Raw genomic sequence first — 25715 nt, 5'->3', positions numbered from 1 at the left:
GATTTCTCAAGCGCTCGCCTCGAAAGAGGGTAAGCGCAGGGTAAGCAAATCCACGCAGTTTTTCTTTGATTTCCCCTTCTGGTTGCGCGACGCTTGATCCAACAGGGAGATCGCTATGGGCCATATTCGGCTCGGCACGCTGCCACGGACTAAGAAGTGGCGGGAAGTCGTTAGTTTAATTGATTCTGAAGCATCAATTGACGTGATAGCCGAGGCAGCCGCCAAGGCGTCCGAACTTGATCTTTCTCGTGCGACCAAAGACCCGCGGTTCCAGTTCATCAGCTCCCTGCTTGTGCGGTTGCCGCTCTTGGCGCGCATGCCTGGTTTCGAGGACGCGCTGTTAGATCTGGGCGTCGGAGAAAACGCACTGTCGTCGGTGACAGGTTTGCTAGCAGGACTTGAACTGGCCATTGATCGTCAGAGCTTTCGGTTTGGAGCTTCATCCGACGCCGGTGAACTGGCCAAAACTGCTCTGCTCGAAACGCTTTCGGTTCAACTCCGCGACCGGCTTCCGTCGCTGTTTGAGCCGACCCCTCAGGAAATCCGAGCGGCGTTAGGCAGTTTTGCATCCGGAAATCGGTTTGCTGACCTAGCCAGAGATTTCTTTGCGCGCCTGACCTATCGTTCGCTCGACTACTATCTGAGCCGTGAGCTGGCGAACCACACCGGACAGGACAAACGGTTTGCTGATGATGCTCAGCGCGTGGCGTTTCAGCAGGCATTGGCGCAGCACACGTTCGAGGCCTCAAGGATCGTGCGAGAGTTTGCCGGAGGCTGGTACGGTAAAACCGTCTGGCAGAAGCAGTCATTGGATCAAGAGGCCATTGATCACTTCACGCAATATGCCTTCAAGAAGATGAGGACCGAACTTGGGCGGCGACGTGACACCGCCTGAGCATCGCATCCGATGCCTCGCCCCGCTGACGAAAAGCGGGGGTGACGAGGAATTGCGCCTGAGGATCGACGACAAGCCTGTGGGCGTGAGGCTGCGGATCGGTCGACTAAGTGAACAACTTGTGGAGGGGTTGTCGGATCGAGCGCTTGATCTACTGGAGCTTGCCGCGGTGGTTTATGGGGCGGATGCTGCTGTAAGCCGGGGCGGATCGGTCGACCAGCAGATGGGGCGTAAGTGGCACCGCCGGTTCATTGTCGATGTACCGGTTCGTGATCATGGCTTCTGGTCGCGGCAGGATGTCACGCTATCCTTGGAAGAGACCTTGATGTTCTTGTCCGGTGACCGGTTTGAATTTGGCTTTTTCCAAAAGAAATATCCGGAGGCAGAACGCTCACGGTTTTTCAAATTCGATGCAAAGAGTTCCTGGGATGCCAATCGGGTTTTGATGTTCTCAGGCGGGCTCGATTCCTTCGCCGGAGCGCTGGAAGAAATTGCCGAGCAGGGCCAACAAGTCGCTCTGGTCAGCCATTTTTCGGCCTCCAAGATCGCCCCCGTACAGCGCAACCTGCAAAAGGCCTTGATCGGGAAACTCGGTGAGGATTGTTGTCGACATGTGCCGGTTCAAGTTCAGATGAAGGGTCGTAGCCTCAAAGAAGGCACACATCGCAGCCGGTCGTTCCTGTTCGCTGTTTTGGGGGCAATCACGGCGCAGGCTTTCGGACAAAACCGCGTATCTTTCCACGAAAATGGCGTGGTGAGCCTGAACTTGCCACCGGTCGACAATGTTGTGGGAACACGCGCAACTCGGACGACGCATCCCCAGACCCTGACACGATTTACCGATTTCTTTGCTATGGTCTTCGAAGGCGGTATGCGGGTCGACAACCCGTTTTTCTGGCGCACCAAAACAGATGTCGTCAAAGCCATTTCCCGGCTGGGCATGAGAGAGCACATAGCCCACACGCGCAGCTGTGCTGATGTTCACAATCAGACCAAGCAGCACGTGCATTGTGGACGCTGTTCTCAGTGTATTGATCGTCGCTTTGCGGTGTTGGCTGCCGAGGTGGCGCAGTATGACCCGGAAGAGGCATACAAGGTGGCTTTGATGGATGACGCGAGGGACGGTGCCATAGATCGGGAAGTTGCGCTGTCCTATGTGCGTAATGCTCAGGTGTTCGAACACATTACGCCGGAGGTTTTGGAGCGGACATTCCCGGCGGTTCTGGATGCCGTCGGACATCTTGATTATCCGCCAGCGACGGCTCTAACGATGATCGCGCGCCTGTTGAACCGTCATGGCGCTTCGGTGTCCGGGGTAATGCGCAACACGTTCGATATCCATGATACCGATAGCTTTCCTGAGGGAAGCTTGCCCAGGCTCTATGGTGACGTTCAACGACAAGCGCTGCTGGCTGCTATCCCGGATCAGGCGGCTCCAACAGACTCTCCGATGCCACATCCATTCATTCTGGAAGTTGATACGCGCAGACACCGGATTAGAATTGATGACCGGGTTACATTTGAAAAGAACGCGACAGCATCGCTATTGATCGAATTGGCAAACCTGTGGCTGACTGGCGTCGGGCAAGGATTGGCGCCACTGGACTATCCGTTTCTTCAAGCCTCTCAACTTGCCCAGCGCCTTGGATTAGCAAGCGAAGAAGCGGTGCGTCACCGGGTTATGCGTGCCCGATCATACCTAAGGCAAAGGATCGCATCGAGCGGCCTTGATGAAGCTCTGGGGACTGAACTGATCGAGAACAACCCCTGGCAGGGGTATCGCCTTGCTCCGGATCGCGTCACAGTTTGGAAAACCAAACAGGATTGAAACCTATTCCGTAACTTCAAAACCATCATCGTCATCACCGCATCGACTGCGATCCCGAAACCGCTGCATCAATTCAATCTGCCGACCTGGTGCAACCGACCCGTATGATCGAAAGGTTGTGAGAACATCCTCATGCCCCATATTCTGTGACCAAGCCTTGTACTCTTCTGGCGTCCGACAATGATCCTTGGCCAGTTCGGCAACTGTATCGCGCACACGATGTGGCGAAAACGGTGGAAGGTTGGCATCTGCAAAGGCTCGCTTGAATATCTTGGCAGCACTTGAAGGGCTGGCCCAAGGTGCTCTGAGAATGCCCATGGTTTCAAACTTCCTAGTTGTTCCCACGCCAACACGGGTCTTCGGGAACAAAGGGTCTGAGCTTGCGAATAGGTAGTCCTGCTTGAGCTCGGCAACCCAATCGAACACACAACGCTCCATCGCTTCACCGAAGGGGTAAAACGCAGTGGTAAAGGATTTACCGAACTTTGTGTCCACCTGTCGTCCGTCGAAATGAACACATCTGTGAGCCAGGTCGACATGGCCGAGCTGCAAAGTGATTGCCGCACCTTCGCGGGAAGCCGTCAAGAACAGGAAGGCAACCAACGCGCGATTGCGCCTCTCAATCACCGTTCCTTGTGGCATGTTGGCGATGATGTGCCTCACCTGATCTGGTGAGGGGTGCGGTTTCCAGAGCGATCCACGACGGGTGTTCTCGGATTTCTTGTCTGGCGTCAGGTAGTCTGCGTCCGACCGGGTGATTTTTGACTTGTAGCCCGGTTGATCTGCCAGCCAGTAGAAAAAGCCCTTCAACTCGCGCAGTGTTCCATTGATCGTGGCTGCAGATAACAGCGCGCCTGTTCGCTCATTCCGCAATCCCGCCAGATGCCGCTTGAAGGCCCGTGCTCGCTCGGAATGAAAGGCACGAAAGTCCTTGCCTGCAAGCCAATCGTCATAGAGCGAAATTGAGGCAGCGGTCTTGTCTATTGTTGCCTCGGAAACCCCCTGCGCATCTTTGCGCCAAACGAGGTATTTACGCTTGATCCGAAGGTTATCCTTGTTGCGCTTTGCCATGGTGTTTGGCCTCCTGTTCCAAGATGACATTTGAAGGGGGATCAGCACGGGACACTAATCTTGGGTTGGCCTTCTGAACCGTCACCTCGATTTTGGCCCGGATCGCTTCAAGGTCGACGCGCCTGACAACCTTGTGCATCAACGCGCCGCAACTTGGGCAAAGGCCCATCAACCGCCCACTGTCAGGCGTCTGTTGCAAATAATCGGCGATCTTTCCGTCCGGCTCCTGCGGAGCCTTGCAGCCAAGGCAATAGCAGTGATGCAGAGCCAGCTTGCACCGCGCCTTGGTTTGTTTTGCACCGAGAAACGCCTTCAGATCACGTCCCTCGATCAGCCAGGGTTTACGACTCATGTCGGCAATCAAACCGTCGCGTCTGATCCAACGAATGACGGTCTGCCGATGACACACGAGAACATCTGAGACTTCCCAAACCGTGTAGACCCGGTGCGTCTTGATCCTGCTAACCGGAAATCTCTTGGCCATCACACATGCTCCGAACTGATCGGACCGTGCGTATTTTGACAAACCTGCCCGGCCTCGAACGCCTCAATCTCGGCAACATCGTAAAGAACCCGCGCCCCGATCTTGAGGAACCTTGGCCCCTTGCCCAACCAACGCCACTGCTCCAGCGTTCGCGGCGATATATGCCAGCGCGTCGCCAATTGGTCCTGTGTCAACTTGGTCATCGAACCACCCCTCTCTTCTTAACAGGGCGCGAGGTTGCGACCTGTTTCTGAATAAAAAGGTGGGCTTCTACACGGCGAAAGTCTGTGGGCGGTCACGCCAAAGACGTGACAAAGGGATTTCTATGCCATTGATTTCATGTAGGTCAGTGCGGAAGGTTGTGACCATTGCAAAAGAGATGTGACAAGACATCAGACACTTTGGGAATCAGGGCTGTTTTGGCATTGCCCAACTGTTTAGGTGTAGCGGTCTCGCTAAACAACAAAAGATGTTTCTAGTTGTCGCCCCCGGAACTTGAGGCGATGAAGCTGGTGCCAAATCAGTACCGACTTTTTCAATAGTATCCGCAGATGTCTACCATCCACACGTGGAAACCGAACTGTGGGAAGGTCCCGCTCTCATCCTTTTCGATGGAGCGCGGCGAAAGCCCGCCTTTCTATAACCAGTCGTTCGTACACTGCGCAGAGAATGACCGCTCAGAGTCCAAACTGACAATTGCTGCGAAATGCACGAATTGGAAGTAAAGGGCGGAAGCAGACGTTCGCTGCGAACGCATGCCAATTGCGCCATGCGGTTTAAAAGCAGTCGTTGGCCTTAGATCACAAACCTTGAGGTTTGCTGATTTGCACGCCCCAGACAATGATGCACATTTGCACCGACAGGGATGTAGAAGGGCTTGTGACACCGCCCTATGTTCCTTGACGTGCCGTGAAGTGTGCCTGTGACTTTTGGGCAATGTAAAAGCATGCTAAGATTCGAATACAGGGCGCTCCATGTGTTGTCCTGACATTTCCAATTGATCCTCAAGGCTTGCCAAAATGATTAGATTACTGTCGCAAACCGCTCTTTTGTTTCTTTTCGCCGCTACAGCACATGCTCAGGTGCGTCCGTCGCCGGAAGACATGGCAGCTATGCCCAAAGACTTTTCACCTTATGTCGATGTGAATGCGCGCACGGGCGGGTTTGCCGAAAACCTTCTCTGGGGTGACACGCACCTGCACACCAATTTCTCGATGGATGCGGGCATGGTTGGCACGGTGTTGGGGCCGGAAGATGCCTATCGGTTTGCCCGTGGTGAAACCGTAACCAGCAATACCGGGCAACGGGCTCGGTTGGTGCGGCCACTGGATTTTCTTGTAGTTGCAGATCATGCCGAAAACCTTGGCGTGCCACTGCTTTTGGCGGAAGGCAATGCCGAGCTTTTGCAGAATGAGTACGGACGCCGGTTCTATGACCTGATCCAAGGTGGCGATGGGTACGCTGCTTACGATCTTTGGGGGCGAGAGGGGATGACGCAGTTCACCGACGTCATCGACGACAAACGTATTCAACAGACCACATGGGATCGCCAGATCGAGATTGCAGAGCAATTCAACCAGCCGGGCGTTTTCACGGCGATGCTAGGTTTCGAGTGGACTATGAGCGGAACACTAGAGGACCCGGGCAACCTGCACCGCGTGGTGGTGTTCCGAGACGACGGCGACCGGGTATCGCAGGTTTTACCGTTCTCATTGTTTGACGGTCAGGACGTCGAAGAGCTTTGGGCCTACATGCAAGCCTACGAAGATAAGACCGGGGGGCGGGTTTTGGCCATTCCGCACAATGGCAATGTCTCGAACGGCAAGATGTTTGCTTTGAAGCGAATGAACGGCGAAAAGATTGATGCCGACTATGCGCGCAAACGCCAGAAATGGGAGCCGCTGGTTGAGTCGACCCAGATCAAGGGCGACAGCGAGGCCCACCCGCTTCTCTCTCCGGAGGATGAATTTGCCGATTATGGCACATGGGACAAGGCCGATATTGGCGGCATCGTTCCCAAGACGCCCGAGATGCTGCCCCACGAATACACCCGCACGGCGTTGCAACTGGGCTTGCAGCAGCAACAGAAACTGGGCGTCAACCCGTTCAAGATGGGGCAGATCGGGTCGACCGACAGCCACACGGCGCTTTCGACCAGCCGGGACGAGAATTTTTTTGGCAAGATGGACACCGGCGAGCCGAAGCCGACCCGATACAAAAGCTACGTGATCCAAGCTTTTGGCGGCGACGAAGCCTTGTCGACATTTGAGTCCGATGTGCTTGCCTCGGGGCTGGCCGGGGTTTGGGCGCGGGAAAACACCCGCGAAGCGATCTGGGACGCAATGAAAGCCAAGGAAGTCTATGCCACGACGGGCACCCGCATTACCGTGCGCTTCTTTGGCGGTTGGGATTACTCGGAAGACGAAATGTATCGCCCCGACGTGGTCGAGATCGGCTATGCCCGCGGCGTCCCGATGGGCGGCGATCTACGGCCAGCCCCCGAGGGCGCCAAGGCACCGGTATTCATGGTGGGCGCTCTGAAGGACGCGTGGTCGGGCAACCTTGACCGTATCCAGATCGTCAAGGGCTGGGTCGATGCAGCGGGCGAGCGACACGAGCGTATCTATGACGTGGCCGTGTCGGACGGACGGGAGATTGATGCTGAAGGTCGTGCCAAGAAGCCGGTAGGCAGCACTGTCGACGTGGAAAACGTGATGTGGACAAACACCATCGGCGCGCCCGAGTTGCGTGCCGTCTGGACCGATCCGGATTTCGACCCGTCGGTTCCCGCCGTGTATTATGCACGGGTTCTGGAAATTCCGACACCGACCTGGCAGGCCTATGATGAAGCCCGGTTCGACATGAAAATGGATGTCGACGGAGTGCCGCGCGAACATCAGGAGCGCGCTTACACATCGCCGATCTGGTACACGCCGCAAAACTAAGGAAAGCCCCATGAGAGCGACGCGACATTCTCTGATCCTCGCACTGGGCCTTTTGGCTGGGCCTGTCTTTGCGCAGGATTTCACGGTTCAGGAGGACGAGTTTCCGGCCAAGCCACCGAACTACTCGCCCTATGTCGAGGACAGCTTTCCCCAGAACGTCTATTTCGGGGACACGCATTTGCACACGGCGTGGTCGGCGGATTCAGGGCTGGCCGGGGGCACTCCGGGGCCGGATGATGCCTATCGCGTATCACGGGGCGAGGTGTTTCGCGCGCAGTCGGGGCATCTGTTCAAGCTGATCCGTCCTCTGGATTTCGTGGTGATCTCGGACCACGCCGAAAATATCGGCCTGTCCGAGGCGCTCAACACCGCCGATCCGCTGGTCATGGCTACGGAATACGGACGGCGTTGGGCCGAGATGCGCAAGGACGGACGCGGGTACGAGGCGTTTCTGGAATTTCTCCAGAGCAGCAACGCGCGCATTGACCGGATCGACAGCCCGGATCTGACGGCCTCGATCTGGAGCCGGGTCATCGAAAATGCCGAACGCTACTATCAGCCGGGCGTGTTCACGACCTTTGTCGCCTATGAATGGACCTCGGCACCGGGCGGCAACAACCTGCACCGCAATGTCATCTTCCGCGATGGGGCATCGCGCGCACAGCAGGTGCTTCCGTTCTCGACCTATGACAGTGACGATCCTGAGGATCTCTGGGCCTACATGGCGGCCTATGAGGACAAGACCGGCGGGCGGGTTCTGGCGATCCCGCACAACGGCAACCTGTCAAACGGCATGATGTTCATGACCGAAACCTTCTCGGGCGAGGCATTCAGCGCGGACTATGCCAGCCTGCGGGCGCGATATGAGCCGCTTGTCGAGATGACCCAGATCAAGGGCACCGGCGAAGCGCATCCCCTGTTGTCGCCCGATGACCAGTTTGCCGATTTCGAGCTGCTGGATGCAGGCAATATTGAAGGGACCGCGTTCAAGACACCCGAGATGCTGCGCACGGAATACACCCGCGAGGCCCTGAAAATCGGTTTGGCAGAAAAGGCGCGTCTGGGTGTCAACCCGTTCAAGTTCGGCATGGTCGGTTCGACCGATGCGCATGCGTCGATCCCATCCTCGCGCGAAGAGAACTGGTTCGGCAAGGGATTCATCAACGAACCCAACCCCGACCGCAATGCTGGAGTCCTGGTGCAAAGCCTTGTCGATGACCGTCTGTCCATCCGAGATGTCGATCTGGGCGCTTCGGGTCTGGCGGCGGTCTGGGCAACCGAAAACACGCGCGAGGCGATCTGGGACGCGATGGCGCGCAAAGAGGTGTTTGCCACCACCGGCACGCGCCTGAGGGTTCGCCTGTTTGCGGGCTGGGATTTCACGGCAGACGAGGTAACTCGCCCCGATTTTGCGAAGGTCGGCTATGATCGCGGCGTGCCGATGGGGGCCGATCTATTCGCAGGGCCTGACGGCGCAGCACCAACATTGATGATCCGCGCCCTGCGCGATCCGGACGGTGCCAATCTCGACCGTATCCAAGTCGTTAAGGGATGGTTGGATGCATCAGGTGAAACCCATGAAACAATCTATGACGTGGCCTGTGCAGGGCGCGAGGTCGTACAAAATGCCTGCGCTGGAGAGGTCGGCAGTACGGTGAACATCGCCGAGGCCAGCTATCAAAACACGATCGGTGGGGCCATGCTAAGCGCCCATTGGCGCGATCCTGACTTTGACCCCGATCAGCACGCGTTTTATTATGTGCGTGTTCTTGAAATTCCGACCCCGCGCTGGACGGCCTATGACGCCAAGTTCTTTGATGTTGAGATGCCCGCCGGCACTGCAATGACGGTGCAGGACCGCGCTTATACCTCTCCCATCTGGTATAGCCCGGAAGGGTGAGGCGTTTGCAATTCAGGTGTTCAGTGTGCGCGCCAAAAGTTTTTCAAGTTTGGTGGACCGATACTGCCGCCCTCGCCAAAAATATCGATTTGTATTCCATTTTAGAGAATGACGGGATTGGCAAGCCGCTCTGCAGCAAATTGATCAGGTGATCAATGACCGGTTTGGGCCGGTTGCGCCAGTTGTCACCGGCACGGCGGAGGTCCGGTTCGTCCGCAAGGCAGACGCTCTTGTGAAGTGCATCGAAGGTCCGCTTTCGGTGTTTCCAGCTCTAATAGCTAGATTTCAACGCCCGAAGCCTTCTGCGCCTCATACTCTTCCGCTGACAACTCGTAACGCTTGCCAGTGAACATGTCCTTCTTCATGCGCGGCGTTAGGTGGCTGTAGTGCCGTTCGATCATGCCAATCGATGTGCCCATCTGCTTGGTCAATGCATGGATATCCATTCCGTCGTTAACGAGCGCGAACGTCGCATAGGTGTGGCGCAAGCTATAAAGCGTACGATCTTGCCCTGTCTTGGGGCACTTGAGCAGACCAGCGTCCTTCAAAAACGCCTTAAAAGTCTGCCGAAGGTGCTCAGTCACTGTTCCATCCGGCAAGCAGAACACTGGCAAATCCAGCTTCTGTTTGAGCATCTCGTAGAAGTCGATGTCTTTGATTGCCTCAGTGCGCGAATGGATGCGCTTGAGATAGTCGATGGTGCCAGCGCGACCGATGGCTTCATGAGGCTTGGTCTTTCCGTCGAGGTAAAGCTCCACATACTCCAACCCGTTTTCTTTGAAGACAGTCACATGCTTCCAAAGCAGGTTCTGCGCCTCAGTACCGTGTCGCATGCCGGTGTTGGCGAGGATCAGCACGTAGTCGCGTAGCAGGTAGCGCATGTTGCGCGACTTGCCGCCTTTGCCCTTGTCGATCCAACTCGGAAGCTTGCGGATCATCTTGCGATAATCTTCCAAGCTGAAGTCAGGACGCCGCTTTGCGCCTTCGCCTTTGTTGGCGAGAATTGGCACTTTGCCCTGTGTGATAAATCCACGAGCAACGGCCTCAGCATATACCTTGTTCATAGCCGAGTTGTGGGTGTTGAGCGTCGATGCCTTTGGCTCACGACCGATCTGCTCCGCCCGCCAAGCGTTGAAGGCTTGGATTTTCTCGTGGTCGATGTTGGTGATGAAGGTCTTCCCGAAGAACGGGATGAAGTACTTGTTCAGCGCTTTGATGTAATCCTTGAACACCTTGCGCCCAGCACCTGCGTCCAGCTGCCGTTGCATATCTGCGATGGCTAGCTTGGCAACGTCTTCGAAGCGTTTGGTGACAACGGGCAGGTCGTGCTTGGCGCGAAATTTGTAGTCGAGGTACTGATCACGGGCGACGGTCTTGGCTTCTTCCAGATCGCGCTTGCCCGTGCTGATGCGTACCCAGTGCTCGTTGATCTTGAACGTGGCCTGCCAGCGCTTGCTGTTGGGGCGCTTGTAGACCTTCACCTCCCCATCCAACAGCACATGCGTATCTGCGCCCAGCTTTGCCATTGCTGCTCCTCGATTGCCTCATCACACACTAAGTTCCTGCGTTGGTGATGTCAGCCGGAAATCGAGGACTGCAGGAGCTTAGTTGGCGCGAGCGACAATCAAAGACGCAGGTATGGGAGCGCGCCATTTGTCACCTTCGGAGAAACGGCTACGGACTTTTTCGGCTACGGCTGCTTTGATCGCTGCATTGTTTGCCTCGGGCTGTTGAGACAGAAGGTAGCCTCCGCGAGGAGCTCCGTTTTGGAAGATCTCAGCCAAGTCTCCGGGCTCATCCAGAACCCAAGAACAATCGAGCTGTTCTTGTTTTTCCACCTCGAATCCCGCGTCTGACAGGATCGACTTTGCCATTTCCTCGTTCGCAAACTGATGGAAATTCGGGCTGTCAGGCATCGTCACAGAAGGTTCACCATGCTCCTGGACACTGCTGTAAAACACTTGGAAGACAGGGGATACGTCCGGACCACACCACGAAGTCATGATGAATTGTCCCTTTGGCTTGAGAACTCTGCGAATTTCCGAAAGCGCCTTTGGCTGGTCGGGAACGTGCATCAAGCCAAAGCTGCAGACGACACTATCAAAACTGTCCTCCTCGAACGGCAGGTTTTGTGCGTCGGCTTCGATGAAATCGCCAGTTGGGAACCTCTTGCGCGCATGCGAAAGCATCTTTGCAGAGAAATCTGCGCCGGTGACTGTGTGACCTGCCTTTGCAAGCGCTTCAGTGACATTGCCCTGTCCGCAACAGAGGTCGAGGACCCTGCTGTTACTTCCAACTTGTGTCACTATGGACGGAATGGCCATGTCACTCGCTTCAGAGAACATGGTCACGTAACCTGACGAGATTGTGTCGTCAGACCAACCCTGCGTTTCTAGCTCCGCAAATCCTTCGTACGCTGCCATTTTGGCTCCTCCCAATGTCCTGTGTTTGGATAACACAAATGACTATCAGAAACTCGCCGAAATCCGTCGCCGCAACGCGGATACAAACTTGGTGATCGTGCACGGTATCGAATGATCGGTTGTCGGCTAGGGTTCCATGACCAATTCATCGTGCGCAAGAAAATAGGTTTACCACTGCCGGAATCCGTACGTCGTCTCCCTCGGAGAACTTCTCGAAGGCTGCCTTTACTGAGCTTTCAATCCCCGCCTCATCGGCTTCCGTCCCTGAATAGGCTTTCATTATGCGAGCCGCCGGGCCAACCTTGCTGGCAGCGCGTGCAGCACCTGCTACTCCGCCAGGAGGCGTGAGTACAATCTCAACTGGGCGCGCTTCGATACTAGAAACACCCGCCTGATCCATCAGATTGGCCACCCGCTTACAGTCCTGAAATGCGGTTGGACCAGGTGCGTTGGGGTCTCCTTTCGGCTGTGCGCCCAGCCGTTCCTCCGCTGCTTTCTTGGGGATATCAAACCATGGGTTTTGCGCCACCGAAGCCCAGCAAACAAAGACCATCTTACCATGATCACTCAGTACATTGGACAGGTTCTTCAGGGCTGCAACCGTGTCTGAAAAGAAGCTCATACCCAATCGCGAGACCAGAACATCGAAGTTCTGCGGCGAAAAATCATGTGTTTGGGCATCAGCCAACAGGAATGACGCGTGCTGCACGCCCGCCGTTTTCGCCCTTTTGGCAGCGCGTGCAAGGAGCGGATCAGAGATATCTACCCCAAGAACATTGCCAGCCGGAGCGCGTCGGGCGGCTTCAATGGTGCTTGCTCCGGTTCCACATCCTATGTCGATAACTCGGTCCGTTGAGACAATGTCAGCCATATCCAGCATCATGTCCAACATTCCGGCCATCGCGGCATCCAGAGCGCGTTCGTGTTCAATCCACTTGAGGCCCGCGGGTGAAGCCCAATAATCGGCCTGCGCTTTGTTTGCTTCCATGAAATGCCACCCCCGTTCCGAACAACCTAGCAGGCATTCATGCTAAACGCAGCATTCGTTCAAAAGGGCTCTCCCGAGACATCTGACTAAAGCCATCAGATGACTGCCCATCGCAACATTGCAGGCGTTGCCAATGTCGCCACACTTCACGCTGTCTTCGACTGTGTCCGCAAACACTGTGGCGAAGAAGTGTGTTGCAGTTACTGTGGGCAAACAGTGTGTTGCGAATGACCCAGCCCCCTGAAATCAGGCCACAGAGGTGTTAGTAATCCGTCCAAGCAAAGGATGGACCATGAAACGCAGATTTTCAGACGAACAGATCATCGGGATGATCAAGGAGTACGAGGCGGGCGTGAAAGCTCAGGAGCTTTGTCGCCGCTACGGTATCAGCGACGCGACGTTCTATAAATACAAAGCAAAGTTTGGCGGTATGAACGTGTCTGATGCCAAGAAGTTGCGGGCTCTGGAAGATGAGAACAACAAGCTGAAGCGCATGTTGGCGGATGCGATGCTCGACAACGCAGCCCTGAAGGATCTCGCAACAAAAAACTACTGACGCCCGATGTGAAGCGGCGAGCCGTGCACGATGTGATGGATCGGCACGGCTTGTCCGAGCGTCGGGCATGTGAATTGGCGGACCTGCATAGGTCAGTTTTTCAGTATCAGAAGCAGGATCGGGGCGACGGCACCCTGCGCAAGCGGCTTCGGGAGCTGGCGAATGAACGTCGCCGGTTCGGTTATCGACGTTTGGGCATCCTGCTGGCCAGGGAAGGTTTTAAGGTGAACCACAAAAAGCTGTTCCGGCTTTATCGCGAAGAGGGGCTGGCGGTGCGCCGCAGGCGGTCACGCAAGCGAGCTTTGGGCACGCGGCGACCCATTCTGGTGCCGGATCGTGCCAATCAGCGTTGGTCGTTGGATTTTGTCTCCGACGCCTTCGAAGATGGGCAGAGGTTCCGTGTGCTATGCATCGTGGACGATTGCACCCGTGAGGCACTGGCAACAGTCGTGGATCGTTCTTTGTCCGGGGCGCGGCTGACCCGTGAACTGGATGTGCTAATCCGAAGGCGCGGGCAACCAGACATGATTGTCTCAGACAATGGGACGGAAATGACATCTCATGCAGTGCTCAGATGGAGCCAGGATACCGGCGTTGGCTGGCATTACATCGCGCCGGGGAAACCTATGCAGAATGCTTTTGTCGAGTCATTCAACGGCAGGCTGCGGGATGAATGTCTGAATGAACACATCTTCGGCAACCTCGCCGAGGCCCGAAAGATCATCGAAAGCTGGAGGATCGATTACAACACACAGCGACCACACACATCACTTGGCGGGCTGGCTCCAGCCGTTTACGCCAATCTCAACCGTGCCACCCGGCCTGCTTCGCTTGAGCTACGCAAGGGCTCCGCTCAGCAGGCCTTGACCGCAACCTAATCACGAGAAAGAAACAGGAACGGAGTCTACATCCGAACGGCCCGGATCAAGGGGCTGGGTCACTTCGCGAACCAAGTGCGTGAAGGTACGAGAAACATGACGAGGCGTAGAAAGGTAGCGATCTTGATCTGTGCGATCATCGCAGCACCATTTGTTTTGTTCTATGGCTACTTCATCTGCGCGATCCCTCTGCTTTGGCCCTATTACGAGCCGCAAATGGAGGGTGCTGAAATCATCGATCCAGCGGCATGGTTCTTACCTCGCACGAATTCTACGCCCTATGCGAAGTTTCCACTCGGCCATGGACAGTACGTGAAGGTTTTTTCCAACTGCTATCCACTCAAAGAGCAAGGGTATCGGGCTTGTGCGATCAAGATGCATTTTACCATTTCCACCGGAACCGAAATCTCCTTCGCAGACATGCCTATTGTTGCGAAGTCACCGGATGGTGAGGATTTGGTAGATGTAAAATTGTACGAGGAATTCGCAGGAAGATTGCCAAATGTCGTTCGTGACGGTCAAGTATTTGTCGAATACTCTGATTTCATGCAGGTAGCCATGGTCTCGCTCAAAGCGTCGACGGGATACGCCTACACCGCCAATATTCCGGACATTATTATTGGAGCTGAGCGAATTTCTCTGCCCGAAATACGGTTCACTCGCGTTGACAACCTGACATGCGTCGGAGTTTTCTCTAACTTCTAGGTGGTGTCTGAGCAACGTCTCCCGCTATTGCGAGAAAGCCGTTTGAGCGCCACGGCAAGCGGAGAGTCGGACGAATTGGCCGGATTCGGTGTTTCTAGCCAGCTTGCGTCTGGACGCGGTGCCTGCAGATCATAAAGACGGTCTTCAAGTGGTAGCAAGGTGTGGCGCCGAAAAGCCCAATCATTCTTCTTCGGTGAGAACGCTGAAAGGCAGCGCCACCAGCACCGTTCTTCGATCTCGGCCGTCTCTCGAATCCGCCCTTTCACGACCCTTATCGGCTTGATCCCGAGTTCCCTGCTCAGCGCTGCGGTCGAAGTTTGCAGTCGCTATCTTACTGCTCAAATGGCGGCGATCTAGGTAGTCGTGGGCTTCTACCTTGTTGTTTTTCTTGGAGGGAGAAGGAAAGCCGCTCCGAAAAGTACACACAAAGATACAAAGATTAGAACCTTCGGGTCTGGAACTACCTCAAGACGGGCCATTTTCAAAACGAACGCGAACAATAGCGACCCAAAAACAGAACCCAAGGCTAAAGCCAAGATTGGCGGCGTCCGGCGTGAACGTCGCCTACCGATAGGCGAATGTCTCCGGATCGACAGAGACGGCTAAAGAGCAAGAACTTGGCGCTCTTGGCGAACGACCGGTTTCATGCAGCCCGAACTCAGCGACCTGCCGCGGTGGCATTGGGCGGGTCAGAGCTCAAGGCCGACTTTCGAGAATTGCGTCAGTGTCAGAAGTATGCCGAGCTCAAAGGATCAGTTGCAGCCTGAAGCGAATGAATAGATTTCGACACCGTCTTGATTGACGTACCGCTCTCTGCCATCGCCGTAGACGAAAGCAAGATCTGGGCGGAATGGGCTTCCTCGTAGCCGCTTGTCGTCAAATGTGATGGCCATCCGGCCTTCAGGGTCGATGTAGCCGGAGCCATCTTCAAAGGTGACATATGCAAGGCCGCCCGAGAAGTCGGTGGCCTGCTTGAACAGGGCTGGGATCGCAATATTTCCCGCCTCGTCGAGGTAACCAAACTTGCCCGCGTCTTCAAAAACAGCGCGTCCCTCATAGACCATCCCGATTGACGTAAATACTGGTTCGATTAGGACTTCGCCGGACCTTGTATCGATCAGCCCAACGACCTGTTGGCGACGCTTCACATCGATGTACTTCCTGATCGGGCTTAGTTTCCCGCCTTCGAAGTGAAACTGGCCAAAGTTCGACATTAAGCGCTTGTTCGGCTCACGGGGTTCCACGGTGAAATTGCCTGACCGATCAATGAAGCCGGCTGCATTGCCTAACCTCACCTCGGCGACGCCGTCACTGAACGGAGCGGCCATGTCAAAACTGGGCTCGATCTGCCATTCGTTGCTTGCGACGTTGAAGTAACCCGCCTTTCCCTCGACGACGACATTCACCAAGTCCTCCGAAACCACGTAAACTTGATCGAACTGCGCATCTGCTAGCATCTCACCACTAGCATGCAGAACTCCTTGCTTGCCTCTGGTTTCAAACATCAGGTACGGGCCATTCGTTAGGAAGCGTATGATGTCGTATACCGGCTCTACGATGTAGTTGCCGTCGTCGGCGATAAGGCCCCACCAACCGTCGACCATCACGACGGAGGCGCCTTCACGGAAACCTGATGCGTAGTCGTAGTTGAACGAGATCACCTCGGCCCCAGTGGCATCGATGAAGCCCCACTTTCCATCGCGGGATACCGCGGCTACCCCGTCGCGGAAACCGTAGACCATGTCATAGACAGGAGGAACAATCTCTCCTGAAGGACCGACGAAGCCCCATTTCATTCCGACGTGGCCAGAGGAAACGGCGACAGCAACCGGTCCGTCCGCGCCGAGAACATTGGGGGCATATCTGAGGTCGGTACACTCGGGGAAGGGAAAACGGAGGCCCTGCAGGCTGTCGTAACTCGGCGGTGTGATGACGTCTCCTGCCTCAGAGATGAACCCCCACTTTCCGTCCACGAGAATTGGGTAAAGCACACCTGATCCGGCAGTTTCCTGAGCGTGGGACGGCATTGCTGCTTCAAGCAATAGAAGGCACGGAAGCAACAACCCAAGTGGCCTAAACTTCATCTTCGCTCTCCTGTTTTCTTTTCCCGTAACTGGCGTATGCGAGCGAAATTGCTCCAGCAGCGAACTGCGCAAAGAGGAACACCAGCGGAGTTAACGGCCAGAAATTCTGCCTTATCGCGATATTTTCATAGCTGTGCTGCGTCCTGTTCCAGCTTGCGTATAGATCAATAGTTCGACCCGACTGGCGACCGAACAAGACGAATACGTTCGAACCTCGCGCGCTCGGAACACGACCGGCGACGACGCGCCAGCCCTCCGCAATAAGATGCTCTTCGAGGCCACTTAGGGCCGCCAGCGTTTCGCCCTGCGGGTCAAGATGATAGATGATGCCCGGGCCGCTGGTGGAATTTCCGAACGGATCAGGCGTTACAAGTGAGACCTCAAGGTTGGCTCGGTCAAGAATGCTTTCGGATCGAAGAAGCAGTTCCAGACTTGCCATGCCGTACGGCAGGTATCCGCAAGCAGGAACTCCGACAATCGTCACAAAAAGTGCAAGCGTCGGAGAGACCGAGCGAAATCGACCCTTTGATCGCATTGCGACCGTCCAGATGCCCCATGCAGCGTATGGCACGAGCAGGATCGGGGCAATGAATAAGATGAGCCCAGACGCGGCACCCACCATGGTGACAGATGTTAGGGTGCCCAGACATGCACTGATGCAGAACACTGTTAACAAACCGTTAAGCTTACTATCTGACTGCATAATATGACCGTAACCAAGGGCCGCCCTATCGCATTGATTTATGTCAAGGGCGGTTTTGTCCGCATGTGAGACATGAGACACCGGTGCAGCGAACGGCCGGTTTGAAACTGGTCGATTTGACATGCTCTGAATGCCCGCTTCGAGGAAGCTGTGCCGCGCCGCCGCGACGGGCTCAGAGACGTGGTCGTCGTCTGTCGCAAAGTCTTGCTGCAGCGGCAAAAGGCAGGTTTGTCCCGCATCTTCCCAGTTCGGCACCAGCGTGGCGAAAGGCGGGTTCAGGTTTGGGCTTACCAGCCCGAGTTGAAAGTCCGCTTGCGCCGTTTCGCCTCTGGTTTCTCGCCGTCGCAGAGAATTTCCTGAATCGCCCTTTGCGTCGAGCAGCACAATCGACCCAGACTTACCGCTCATTGGGCAAGGATGCGCCGCAATGTAGGTTCACCAAACTGGCCAAGCGCTGCTCTTGCGAGATCGATTGATCACAGGAGGTCGGGAGTATGGAAAAGGCCGCCGTTCACCAATTACGCCGCACGCGAGATCCATTGACCTCGCTCAAGGCACCAAGTGGGTTCTGTGGGTATGAAGCCTCAGCGCGACCACCCGAATAGAGGGACAATCCGATGAAGGCCGTTGTTCAAGACAGATATGGAGGACCTGAACACCTGCGTCTCACCGATATACAAATGCCAGAACCACGCGCAACCGAGATGCGAGTAAGGGTTCTCGCCTGCGGCGTGAACCTGTCGGACTGGGAGTATCTTGTCGGCGCCCCGTTCTACGCGCGGCTTGTCGGTGGTCTTTTTCGCCCAAAGAACCCTGTGCTCGGCTCTGACATCGTTGGCGTCGTCGAAAAACTGGGCTCGGGCGCGTCCAGTTTTACGATTGGCGAGAGGGTGATGGGTGATCTTGTCATGATGCGGGGTGGTTTCGCAGAATACGCCTGTGTGTCAGAGGCCGAGATGATCCGGGTGCCGGTCGATCTCCCAGACGAAATTGCCGCGTGTTTGCCTCAGGCGGGAGGCATTGCTCTGGCCGGCACCGAAGGTCTGTCGCCCGGCGACACCCTATTGATCAATGGCGCGGGCGGAGGTTCAGGCACTATGGCCCTGCAACTGGCAAAGGCGGCAGGTGTCCCTGTCACGGCTGTCGACAATGCGAGCAAGATCGCTTGGCTCAAGGAGCTGGGAGCAGACGAAACCATTGACTACAGGGCGCATGACTTTACCGGTTTGGGAAAGAAGTGGACCCGGATCCTCGACATGGTTGCGACCCGTGGCCCAGCCCGGGTTGCGGGATGTCTTGCGACGGGCGGAAAATACAGGGCAGTGGGTGGCAGGGTCAGCGTGCTGCTTTCGCTGGTGTTTGGCGGGGTGCTCTTTCGCCCTGCAAAAAAGTCCATTGGCATGCTGATGGTTCCCAGCGGCCGGAACCTGACCGAACGCGTCGCGCGTGCAGCAGTCGACGGGAAAATCTCACCGCATCTGGAAGCGGTTCTGCCCTTGTCGTCTGTTCCAGAGGCGCTTCGCCGCACGGGATTAGGCGAAGTGAAAGGTAAATTGGTCATCAAGCCGTGAAAAGCGGCATGTCCGCGATGTGGATAAAGGCAACTCGCGGGCCACGCAGGTCCGCCCTCACCAGGGACTGTTCGACAGTTGTGCCGCCCTGCTCAGATGCATTTCAACAAACGTCCACGACGACAATACCTGTCTTCTGCCCTTTCTCGACATAGCGGAATGCGTCGGCGATCTCGCCCAGCGGGTAGCTCCGGTCGAATACGCCTCTGAACATGCCATCAGACATCAGACCGGCGAGCTGTTGAATGAACCCCGGCGCGTCGTCGGGAAACGGGATACGAACTCGCCTGCTCCTCAAGGCCCCGTAAACCATACCGAGAATGATGTTGGACCAGCCCGGGCCGAGGTCGGTGGCCGAGAAAATCCCGTTCTTTGCCAACAGGGGGCGGCATTCAAAGTACGACGTCTTGCCCACGGCATCGAAGACAAGATCGAATGTCTCACCAAGTGCTGTGAAATCCTCTGTCTCGTAATTCACAACCCGATCCGCTCCGAGCGCACTGGGCAAATCGATATGACGGGTTCCAACAACAACGACCACATACGCTCCACGCGCCTTGGCGAGTTGAACCGCTGCCGTGCCAATCGCCCCGGAAGCCCCGTAGATCAGGCAGCTCGACCCTTCGGACAGAATCTGCGTCGTGCCATTCGCGTACCAAGCGCCCTCCCCAACGACAGCCCGATGATAGGGAATGCCTCCCGGAATGCGCGCGATAGCTCCGTCGGCTGGTACGCAGAGATACTCGGCATGCGCTCCGAACATGTCGGGAGAAATCCCGAACACGCGATCTCCGACATCAAAGGCGTTCACACCGTCTCCGAGAACGTCGACCTCTCCGGCGAAGTCCATTCCCAGAACCTGCATCTTCGGCCGGACCAGCCCGGTCATCGCGCGCGCGAAAAAGGGATGCGCCCGCAACGTCGCGGTGTCGGTCCGATTCACCGTCGACGCGTGAACCTTCACGCGCACCTCCCCCTTCGAAGGATGCGGACGCGGGATGGTTTGAAGCGAAAGTACCTCCGGAGGCCCGTAGCGCTCGAAAACAATAGCTCTCATCGATTCATTTGCTGCCATCTTGGAAAGATACCAGAGTAGTGACCGCCCCAACGATGGAATTCGGGTTGGAAAAAAGACCTACTCTTGATTTGGCACGCTCTTTTGTAGAACAGCGCCTTTCCGGGCGGCGTCGAGGAACGTATCGCGTCAATTTCCAAACATCAGAAGGACCAGACCAAGAGCGCCCCATCCGGCGATTGCAGGCAGAACGATCCAGTATTGCCCTTCATTCGGCAAATTCCAGTCGGCGGCGCCCCGCGCCGCAATCACCGTCCACAAACACGCTATAGGCCAATACACCGTCACCCCGAGCGCCGCGCCGAGAGCGACAACGGCCCACGACGATCCCAGAATGTGTCCGACCAGACCCAAGCCCAAAAGCGGCGCGTAGAAAATCAGGTCAGCGCCCGCAAAACCCTTGAAGAACGCCACCCCCACCTCGGTGATCTGATCAGCCGGCTCTTAGCTTCCCATCTTCACCCCGGGCGAATAGCTCAAAGCAGCGGTACATTGTGCTGCGACGAGGTAGATAAACAGCAGCCAGCCCGGAACTTGAATGAGCCAGAAAGCAGTATTCGACATCTTCGACCTCCGTCATCCCTCAAGGCAGGTTAACACGACCGCAACCCGCGTCATGGCAATACGCATGGCAAAGAAGGCGCCCGTCATGCAAGCAAATCGGACTAACTCCGCCTTGCCTGTTTGCCTTAAGCTTGGTTCAGGCTCGCGCCCGTTCGAGCCGTACTTTTAGGGGAATGGCATGACACCAAAAAGGCGCACCGAAGGACTGGCTCAAATTGGGTCTCCAAGCCAGTGGATCAAGTTGGTTCTGGTGTACATATTGATCCCGCTGACCCTGTTTGCATGCAGCGGTGACCTCGGATGGCGGCAAGCATGGCTCTATTCCCTGCTAATTGTCGTTGTTGGTATAGGAGGGCGCATTTGGGCCGAGCGACAACATCCCGGACTTACGGCCGACCGACAAAATGTCGAAACCATCCAAAATGCAAAAGGCTGGGACAAAATACTGGCTCCGCTGATGGCGGTGAGTATCAGCTATCCCTTGGTTGCAGTGGCTGGGCTGGACCACCGCTATGGTTGGTCTCCAGAATTTCCGCCCTGGTCAAGTTTCGCAGGTTTCATCCTGATTGCGTTCGGATATACTTTCGCGGCGTGGGCAGTGGCTGAGAACCGCTTCTTCTACAGTGTCGTGGTCGTCCAGACCGACCGAGGGCACGTTGTGTGTGACAGCGGCCCGTACCATTACGTTCGGCATCCGGGCTACGCAGGAAACATCCTTGCCCTTTTCGGCATCGTTCTTGCTCTGGGGTCAGTGTGGACACTGCTTCCTGTGGCGGCGGCATTGGCAATCTCTGTCTTGCGTACTGCGCTTGAAGATCGGACATTGCAGAAAGAGTTGCCCGGCTATCGGGATTATTCAGAACGCGTGCACTATCGATTGATCCCGGGCATATACTGAAAGTGACGTCCTACAGGTTTGTCATCCCTCTCAGGCTAAAACGGTGGAATTTCACCTGTTTCGGAGCCACCAATCACTTGTGTGGACCAGCGGAAGCCGAAGATTCATCACAAAGCTAACTGCTTGTACGAACAACCCAGTTGGGCGAAGGTTTCACCGCCTTGTCGCAGCATCCTTACCGATCGGATTACTTTACGAATGTTGTTTGCTAGCTGGCATTCCGTCTGTCCAGTGTCTGCAGAGGATGTCTGGTTTCGCCCCGAAAGAAGGATTCTGCGCTCTTTCCCAAGGTCCGTTCTGAGCCTAATTCGCTGAAAATCTGACTGATTTTGTCGATGGCGACGGGCCTCTGATCGGTGCAGTCAGCTTATGCACGGACGCCCACGAACTGGATGCGAGTCTGCAACTCTTCGCTGATGGTCTCCATGGCCGGCCGCAACGCATCGAAAGATGGCTTCACATACCTCTGCCCTGTGATCGAAAGCGGCGTGTGGTTGAGCAGGCGCGAAGACCAGTAGCTTACTTCACCGATCGCACTCGCTGCGGCTGCACGAGTCCGGAAAGTCCGCAATGCGGTCACTGGAGGTAATCGCAGCGAAACACCGCTTCCGCCCTTCACACTCCTTTTAGAGCCCTTTGAAACAGCGTGTTGAAGCCAGGGTGCTACTGCGCCGTTCCTGTCCGGGCGGCCATGATCGCCTCTTCGGCCGCCAAGGCCGTCTGGTCCAGGGCCGAGCGGTGGAACCGCATGCCGTAGAATCACAGCGACCCGCCTGATTCGCCGCGGTGGAACAGATACATCTGGGCGCTCGCGTGTCCGTCGTCGGGGATTTTGGGACAGATGGGCGCCTGAGCTAAGAGAGGATCTGGCTCATCTGGTTCATGAGATTATGCGGCGGATTTGCGGTGAAGCAAGCGCCGGGTTTCGATGGTCTTTCGTTTGATCCTTTCTCGTTGTTTCAGAATGGTCTCGCCGCGCCCGAAGTAGACATCGGCCGGGGTGAGGTTTTGCAGGCTCTCGTAGTAGCGTCGGTGGTTGTAGTGTTCGACGAACGCGTCGATCTGCTGGCGGAGATCACCGGGCAGGTGATAGGCAGAAATGGCGCAACTCTGTCGATTCGCGTTAATCCAACTCGAACCGCAGGACGCCCGCTGCGGCAAGTTCATCATCGAGTTCCCTTCCCGTCAGAAATTCAAGGGTAGATGCCGCGCTGGCCTGTGAGGTTCGACTAAGAAATATCGACATATCGATATGGGTCCCAAGCTCTTCGGGTAGGATTGCCGCAGGAACCACCCCTGGTGTTGCAAGCACCGTGGTCAGCGGAGCGACTGCAAGCTCAACTTGGCCAGCGGCGACGGATGCGACCGGCTCGCCACCACCCATGGCCAGGCTCTTTGGTAAAAGTGCAGTATTCAGATCGAGTCGCTCGATCACATCGAGGTAGGTGCGGCCACTTGTACCTGCACTCGTGTAGGCGATGCTGTCGGCTTCATGCAAAAGGGCTTTGATCGTTTCAACGTCTTTTCCGATTGAGCCTGCGATTTTCTCTTTTCGGCCAATGGCAAGGGGCACACGTCCAAAAGCTCGGTGACTGGCTGCCTCTGCATTTCCAGTTTCTATGAGCCCCTTAGCGTAAGGGGGATTGGTCAAACCGATGTCATAAGCTTCACCCGCCGAGATGCGCTCCGGTATCACTGGGTTGAGATCAACCAACTGAATGACCGATGCACCCGTTGCCGTTTCCAAGCGCGGAACGAGGTTATTCATGATCGCCCGGATCGCCACCGGTACAAAAATGCGCAGTTCACTCGGCATAGCAGATGAGATTTCTGACGGTGTACTCCAATATTATCTTTGCATGATCCTTTGCGGCTGAGAACAGGGCAATGCTTGCAAAAAAGAGCAGTTCGACTTGGAAACTGAGCAGACGCCGCACGATTTCGAGTGAAAGGCTGCTCATCGGGAAAAAGGAAGATTTCGCTGCACCAACCCCAAGGGCAGCAAACCGCACGTTGCGTTTGCAGCTAAAAGCACCACGGGCGGGAAGCGGGCCTTCGCTGCTTTGAGAACCTTCGTCAGCAACGAGGGACTATTGTTTGATTATGGTGCGCTCCTTTCTGAACTCGCTTGGAGATTGACCGGTCCACCGCTTCATGCCGCGTGTGAAGCTGGCCGGATCGGCGTATCCCAGTGCTTGAGATATGCTGGCCAAGCTGCCTCCCGTCGCCAGTTTTTGCTCTGCTTCTTCAATTCGTGTCATCTCAAGAATCTTCGAAAACGTCTGCCCTTCACAATCAAGCTGACGCTGTAGAGACCTGCGGCTGATCCCAGCAGCGAATGCAATGCGATCTATCGAGGGTTTGCCATCCTTCAGCATCTGTTTCAGCAGGAGTTTGACGGCACCACTGAGTTTGCCATCCGACCGCAGAGATGTAAGTTCATATTGATCAAAAACACTATTTGCCCCATCTACAACGTGGTCTTGCACCATTGCCTTATCGGCGAGCTCGTCTGCAATCCAGATTTCTAACGCCCGGGTTGGTGAAGGTGACACTGAATCTCCCAAATAACCCGATAAATGAGAAAGCCCAAATTGAGGGTGCGGCACCATCAGAATGCGTCTCATGGACGGCGCGACTGGACCAGAGGCCGAGAGGACAGACTCGATCATTGCAACACAATATTGTTGCACAGCATGCAACGTTTCGTCCTCGTCAAACCGTAGGAACCATCCTTCCATCAAGCGCAGAAAACCTCTTTCTTCTGAGAGCTGAAGCGTTTCGTGGGAGCAATGATAGGGCAAGAGTTCAGCTGTGCTGGCAAACAAATGCCTAGGTGTTCTTGAGGTCAGAGTGAGGCGTGCGAGTAATCCGAGTTCAAAAAAACCCAGGTCACTCGCAACTCGCCAAGGTGCGTCGGGGCCGAACTCCTCACTCAACTTGCGCAACAGCAAAGCGGCATTGCGCAGCGGAATCACCGAAAACGGGTTCGTGTCATCAATCCAGTTCAGGTCAGCGGACCCCAAAAGCTGTGTTCGATCGAGTCCATTGGCGCGAATCCAGTGCAGGATTGGGAATACGGCACCGGCGCGTATGAGAGGGATGGTGTTGGATGCGCTCATTGGCTTTTCTTGATGGTAACCACCTAGGTCTTCACGTGATGGCACCAGAAGTCAAGCGAGCGCAATCGTTTTTGATATAGATCAAGTCCGAAGTATTCGGCAGGCCAATAATGGATACGTTGTTGGCAAAGAGGCCTTGCGTATTATCGCAAGGAGACGGCACGAATGCTTCGCAAGATTTCCAATAGTCTGGCTCTTTTGGGTGCGGGTCACCTTCTATTCGTGGCGGGATCAACCGTGGTGAAGGCCGACGAGACCGACGCAATTCTTCTGCTGCGTGCGATGTCGGCGTATATCGGGGGCCTGGAAAGCTTCAGCATCGATTTCGACGCCGAGCACGAATTGGTTTCTACCGATGGTGAAAAATTCGGACTGCGAAGCTCTGGGCACGTCGCCGTTCGCCGCCCCGACCGACTGTCTATAAGCCGCAATGCCGGTTTTAGCGAACTCGACTTTCTCTACAATGGACAAAACCTGACCGTTCAGGACAGCACCTCGGGCTTGCGTACGACATTAGCTGTGGCCGGTGGCATTGATGCCTTGATCGACGAGTTGCGGGACACGCACGGGCGTCCGCTTCCCGCAGCCGACCTGATAGCTTCCGCAGCCTATGACGTATTGATGGAGGATGTCACTGAGATCAAAGACCTGGGCGTCGGTGTCGTGAACGGCATCACCTGTGACCACTTGGCTTTCCGCAAACCTCATGTCGATTGGCAAATCTGGATCGCACAGGGCGAAGCACCCTATCCATGTCTGATGGTCATCACTACCCGAGATATCGCGATGGCCCCGCGATACAGTGTGTCCGTCAAGGGCTGGACCGAGCGCGCGGATGATATCCCCGAGGGTCTTATGGGCAAGGCGTTCACCGATGTTGATATCGGGACGTTTCTCGCTGAGGCGCCCGGTTTTCCGTCGAATTACGTATTGGAGGACTCGAAATGATATTCAGGGCAAAATTGCGTGCTTTGGCTGCCATCGTGAGTGCCGCCGTCCTTCTGGTGCTGCTTTCGGTTGGCGAC

Annotated in this window: 21 protein-coding genes and 1 pseudogene; 9 read left to right on the top strand and 13 right to left on the bottom strand. The window is 55.8% G+C overall.

The annotated features are described in order from the left end of the window. Positions 1-115 precede the first annotated feature (115 nt). On the top strand, positions 116-895 hold the full coding sequence (locus tag ACS3QZ_RS13590) for a hypothetical protein (protein ID WP_456038324.1): 780 nt from the start codon (positions 116-118) through the stop codon (positions 893-895). Further along, positions 870-2723, top strand: coding sequence for a 7-cyano-7-deazaguanine synthase (locus tag ACS3QZ_RS13585; RefSeq protein ID WP_456038323.1), 1854 nt, complete (start codon positions 870-872; stop codon positions 2721-2723). Before ACS3QZ_RS13590 ends, ACS3QZ_RS13585 begins: the two co-directional genes overlap by 26 nt. 3 nt (positions 2724-2726) lie before the next feature. Here ACS3QZ_RS13585 and ACS3QZ_RS13580 read toward each other — a convergent pair whose 3' ends face one another. From ACS3QZ_RS13580 to ACS3QZ_RS13570, 3 genes are read right to left on the bottom strand one after another with little or no spacing between them, the layout of a single operon-like run. Further along, positions 2727-3794 carry a tyrosine-type recombinase/integrase gene (locus ACS3QZ_RS13580; RefSeq protein ID WP_456038322.1) on the bottom strand — a complete coding sequence of 356 codons (1068 nt, stop codon included), beginning with the start codon at positions 3792-3794 and terminating at the stop codon, positions 2727-2729. Then, entirely contained in the window at positions 3772-4278 is a 507-nt protein-coding gene (locus ACS3QZ_RS13575; protein ID WP_456038321.1) for a helix-turn-helix domain-containing protein, read from the bottom strand. The genes ACS3QZ_RS13580 and ACS3QZ_RS13575 overlap by 23 nt, the downstream gene beginning before the upstream one ends. After that, positions 4278-4481, bottom strand: coding sequence for a helix-turn-helix domain-containing protein (locus tag ACS3QZ_RS13570; RefSeq protein ID WP_456038320.1), 204 nt, complete (start codon positions 4479-4481; stop codon positions 4278-4280). The genes ACS3QZ_RS13575 and ACS3QZ_RS13570 overlap by 1 nt, the downstream gene beginning before the upstream one ends. Before the next feature lie 909 nt (positions 4482-5390). Here ACS3QZ_RS13570 and ACS3QZ_RS13565 point away from each other — a divergent pair. Together ACS3QZ_RS13565 and ACS3QZ_RS13560 are read left to right on the top strand one after the other, a co-directional pair. Continuing rightward, complete coding sequence (locus ACS3QZ_RS13565) at positions 5391-7223, top strand: DUF3604 domain-containing protein (protein WP_456038319.1); 1833 nt, start codon at positions 5391-5393, stop codon at positions 7221-7223. Between the two features lie 10 nt (positions 7224-7233). After that, positions 7234-9123 (top strand): DUF3604 domain-containing protein, encoded by a 1890-nt coding sequence (locus tag ACS3QZ_RS13560; RefSeq protein ID WP_456038318.1) that lies wholly within the window; start codon positions 7234-7236, stop codon positions 9121-9123. A gap of 278 nt (positions 9124-9401) precedes the next feature. Here ACS3QZ_RS13560 and ACS3QZ_RS13555 read toward each other — a convergent pair whose 3' ends face one another. The 3 genes from ACS3QZ_RS13555 to ACS3QZ_RS13545 all read right to left on the bottom strand — a co-directional run bounded on the left by ACS3QZ_RS13555 (position 9402) and on the right by ACS3QZ_RS13545 (position 12534). Next, the gene (locus ACS3QZ_RS13555) at positions 9402-10649 is read right to left on the bottom strand and encodes a tyrosine-type recombinase/integrase (protein ID WP_456038317.1); all 1248 of its coding nucleotides are present in this window, start codon (positions 10647-10649) and stop codon (positions 9402-9404) included. Between the two features lie 78 nt (positions 10650-10727). Then, on the bottom strand, positions 10728-11546 hold the full coding sequence (locus ACS3QZ_RS13550) for a class I SAM-dependent methyltransferase (protein ID WP_456038316.1): 819 nt from the start codon (positions 11544-11546) through the stop codon (positions 10728-10730). 145 nt (positions 11547-11691) lie between these two features. Beyond that, positions 11692-12534 carry a class I SAM-dependent methyltransferase gene (locus ACS3QZ_RS13545; RefSeq protein ID WP_456038315.1) on the bottom strand — a complete coding sequence of 281 codons (843 nt, stop codon included), beginning with the start codon at positions 12532-12534 and terminating at the stop codon, positions 11692-11694. A gap of 292 nt (positions 12535-12826) precedes the next feature. On the opposite strand from ACS3QZ_RS13545, the gene ACS3QZ_RS13540 reads away from it, so the two are divergent. Next, a protein-coding gene (locus ACS3QZ_RS13540; RefSeq protein ID WP_456038314.1) for an IS3 family transposase occupies positions 12827-13968 on the top strand; the annotation gives its coding sequence in 2 pieces (ribosomal slippage) (positions 12827-13073 and positions 13073-13968; 1143 coding nt in all). Between the two features lie 123 nt (positions 13969-14091). Then, positions 14092-14673: a hypothetical protein gene (locus tag ACS3QZ_RS13535; RefSeq protein WP_456038313.1), complete on the top strand. Its 582-nt coding sequence runs from the start codon at positions 14092-14094 to the stop codon at positions 14671-14673. A gap of 752 nt (positions 14674-15425) precedes the next feature. On the opposite strand, the gene ACS3QZ_RS13530 is transcribed toward ACS3QZ_RS13535, so the two are convergent. Both ACS3QZ_RS13530 and ACS3QZ_RS13525 read right to left on the bottom strand, forming a co-directional pair. Further along, positions 15426-16757, bottom strand: a complete 1332-nt coding sequence (locus tag ACS3QZ_RS13530) for a WG repeat-containing protein (RefSeq protein ID WP_456038312.1) — start codon at positions 16755-16757, stop codon at positions 15426-15428. Further along, complete coding sequence (locus ACS3QZ_RS13525) at positions 16747-17868, bottom strand: hypothetical protein (protein WP_456038311.1); 1122 nt, start codon at positions 17866-17868, stop codon at positions 16747-16749. Before ACS3QZ_RS13525 ends, ACS3QZ_RS13530 begins: the two co-directional genes overlap by 11 nt. A 272-nt stretch (positions 17869-18140) precedes the next feature. On the opposite strand from ACS3QZ_RS13525, the gene ACS3QZ_RS13520 reads away from it, so the two are divergent. Next, positions 18141-19031 carry an NAD(P)-dependent alcohol dehydrogenase gene (locus tag ACS3QZ_RS13520; protein WP_456038310.1) on the top strand — a complete coding sequence of 297 codons (891 nt, stop codon included), beginning with the start codon at positions 18141-18143 and terminating at the stop codon, positions 19029-19031. A 103-nt stretch (positions 19032-19134) separates the two neighbouring features. Here the strand turns inward: ACS3QZ_RS13520 and ACS3QZ_RS13515 are convergent, their stop codons facing one another. Beyond that, positions 19135-20088: an NAD(P)-dependent alcohol dehydrogenase gene (locus ACS3QZ_RS13515; protein ID WP_456038309.1), complete on the bottom strand. Its 954-nt coding sequence runs from the start codon at positions 20086-20088 to the stop codon at positions 19135-19137. 147 nt (positions 20089-20235) lie between these two features. Continuing rightward, on the bottom strand, positions 20236-20520 hold the full coding sequence (locus tag ACS3QZ_RS13510) for a hypothetical protein (RefSeq protein ID WP_456038308.1): 285 nt from the start codon (positions 20518-20520) through the stop codon (positions 20236-20238). A gap of 328 nt (positions 20521-20848) precedes the next feature. On the opposite strand from ACS3QZ_RS13510, the gene ACS3QZ_RS13505 reads away from it, so the two are divergent. Beyond that, positions 20849-21568, top strand: a complete 720-nt coding sequence (locus ACS3QZ_RS13505; RefSeq protein WP_456038307.1) for a methyltransferase family protein — start codon at positions 20849-20851, stop codon at positions 21566-21568. A gap of 888 nt (positions 21569-22456) precedes the next feature. Here the strand turns inward: ACS3QZ_RS13505 and ACS3QZ_RS13500 are convergent. The 3 genes and pseudogenes from ACS3QZ_RS13500 to ACS3QZ_RS13490 all read right to left on the bottom strand — a co-directional run. Next, a pseudogene (locus tag ACS3QZ_RS13500) lies at positions 22457-22660 on the bottom strand (integrase core domain-containing protein); the annotation flags it as partial. Between the two features lie 31 nt (positions 22661-22691). Then, positions 22692-23384: a substrate-binding domain-containing protein gene (locus tag ACS3QZ_RS13495; protein WP_456038306.1), complete on the bottom strand. Its 693-nt coding sequence runs from the start codon at positions 23382-23384 to the stop codon at positions 22692-22694. A gap of 274 nt (positions 23385-23658) precedes the next feature. Beyond that, a complete protein-coding gene (locus tag ACS3QZ_RS13490) occupies positions 23659-24690 on the bottom strand; it encodes a helix-turn-helix transcriptional regulator (RefSeq protein ID WP_456038305.1) in 1032 nt (343 codons plus the stop codon). 165 nt (positions 24691-24855) lie between these two features. Between ACS3QZ_RS13490 and ACS3QZ_RS13485 the strand changes: the two genes are divergently transcribed. Beyond that, positions 24856-25638, top strand: a complete 783-nt coding sequence (locus tag ACS3QZ_RS13485; RefSeq protein WP_456038304.1) for a DUF2092 domain-containing protein — start codon at positions 24856-24858, stop codon at positions 25636-25638. The last annotated feature ends 77 nt before the right edge of the window (positions 25639-25715 follow it).

This window comes from Shimia sp. W99, assembly GCF_053851455.3.
The sequence above is the reverse complement of the archived record's forward strand: the minus strand, read 5'-3'. Positions and strand labels throughout refer to the sequence as shown.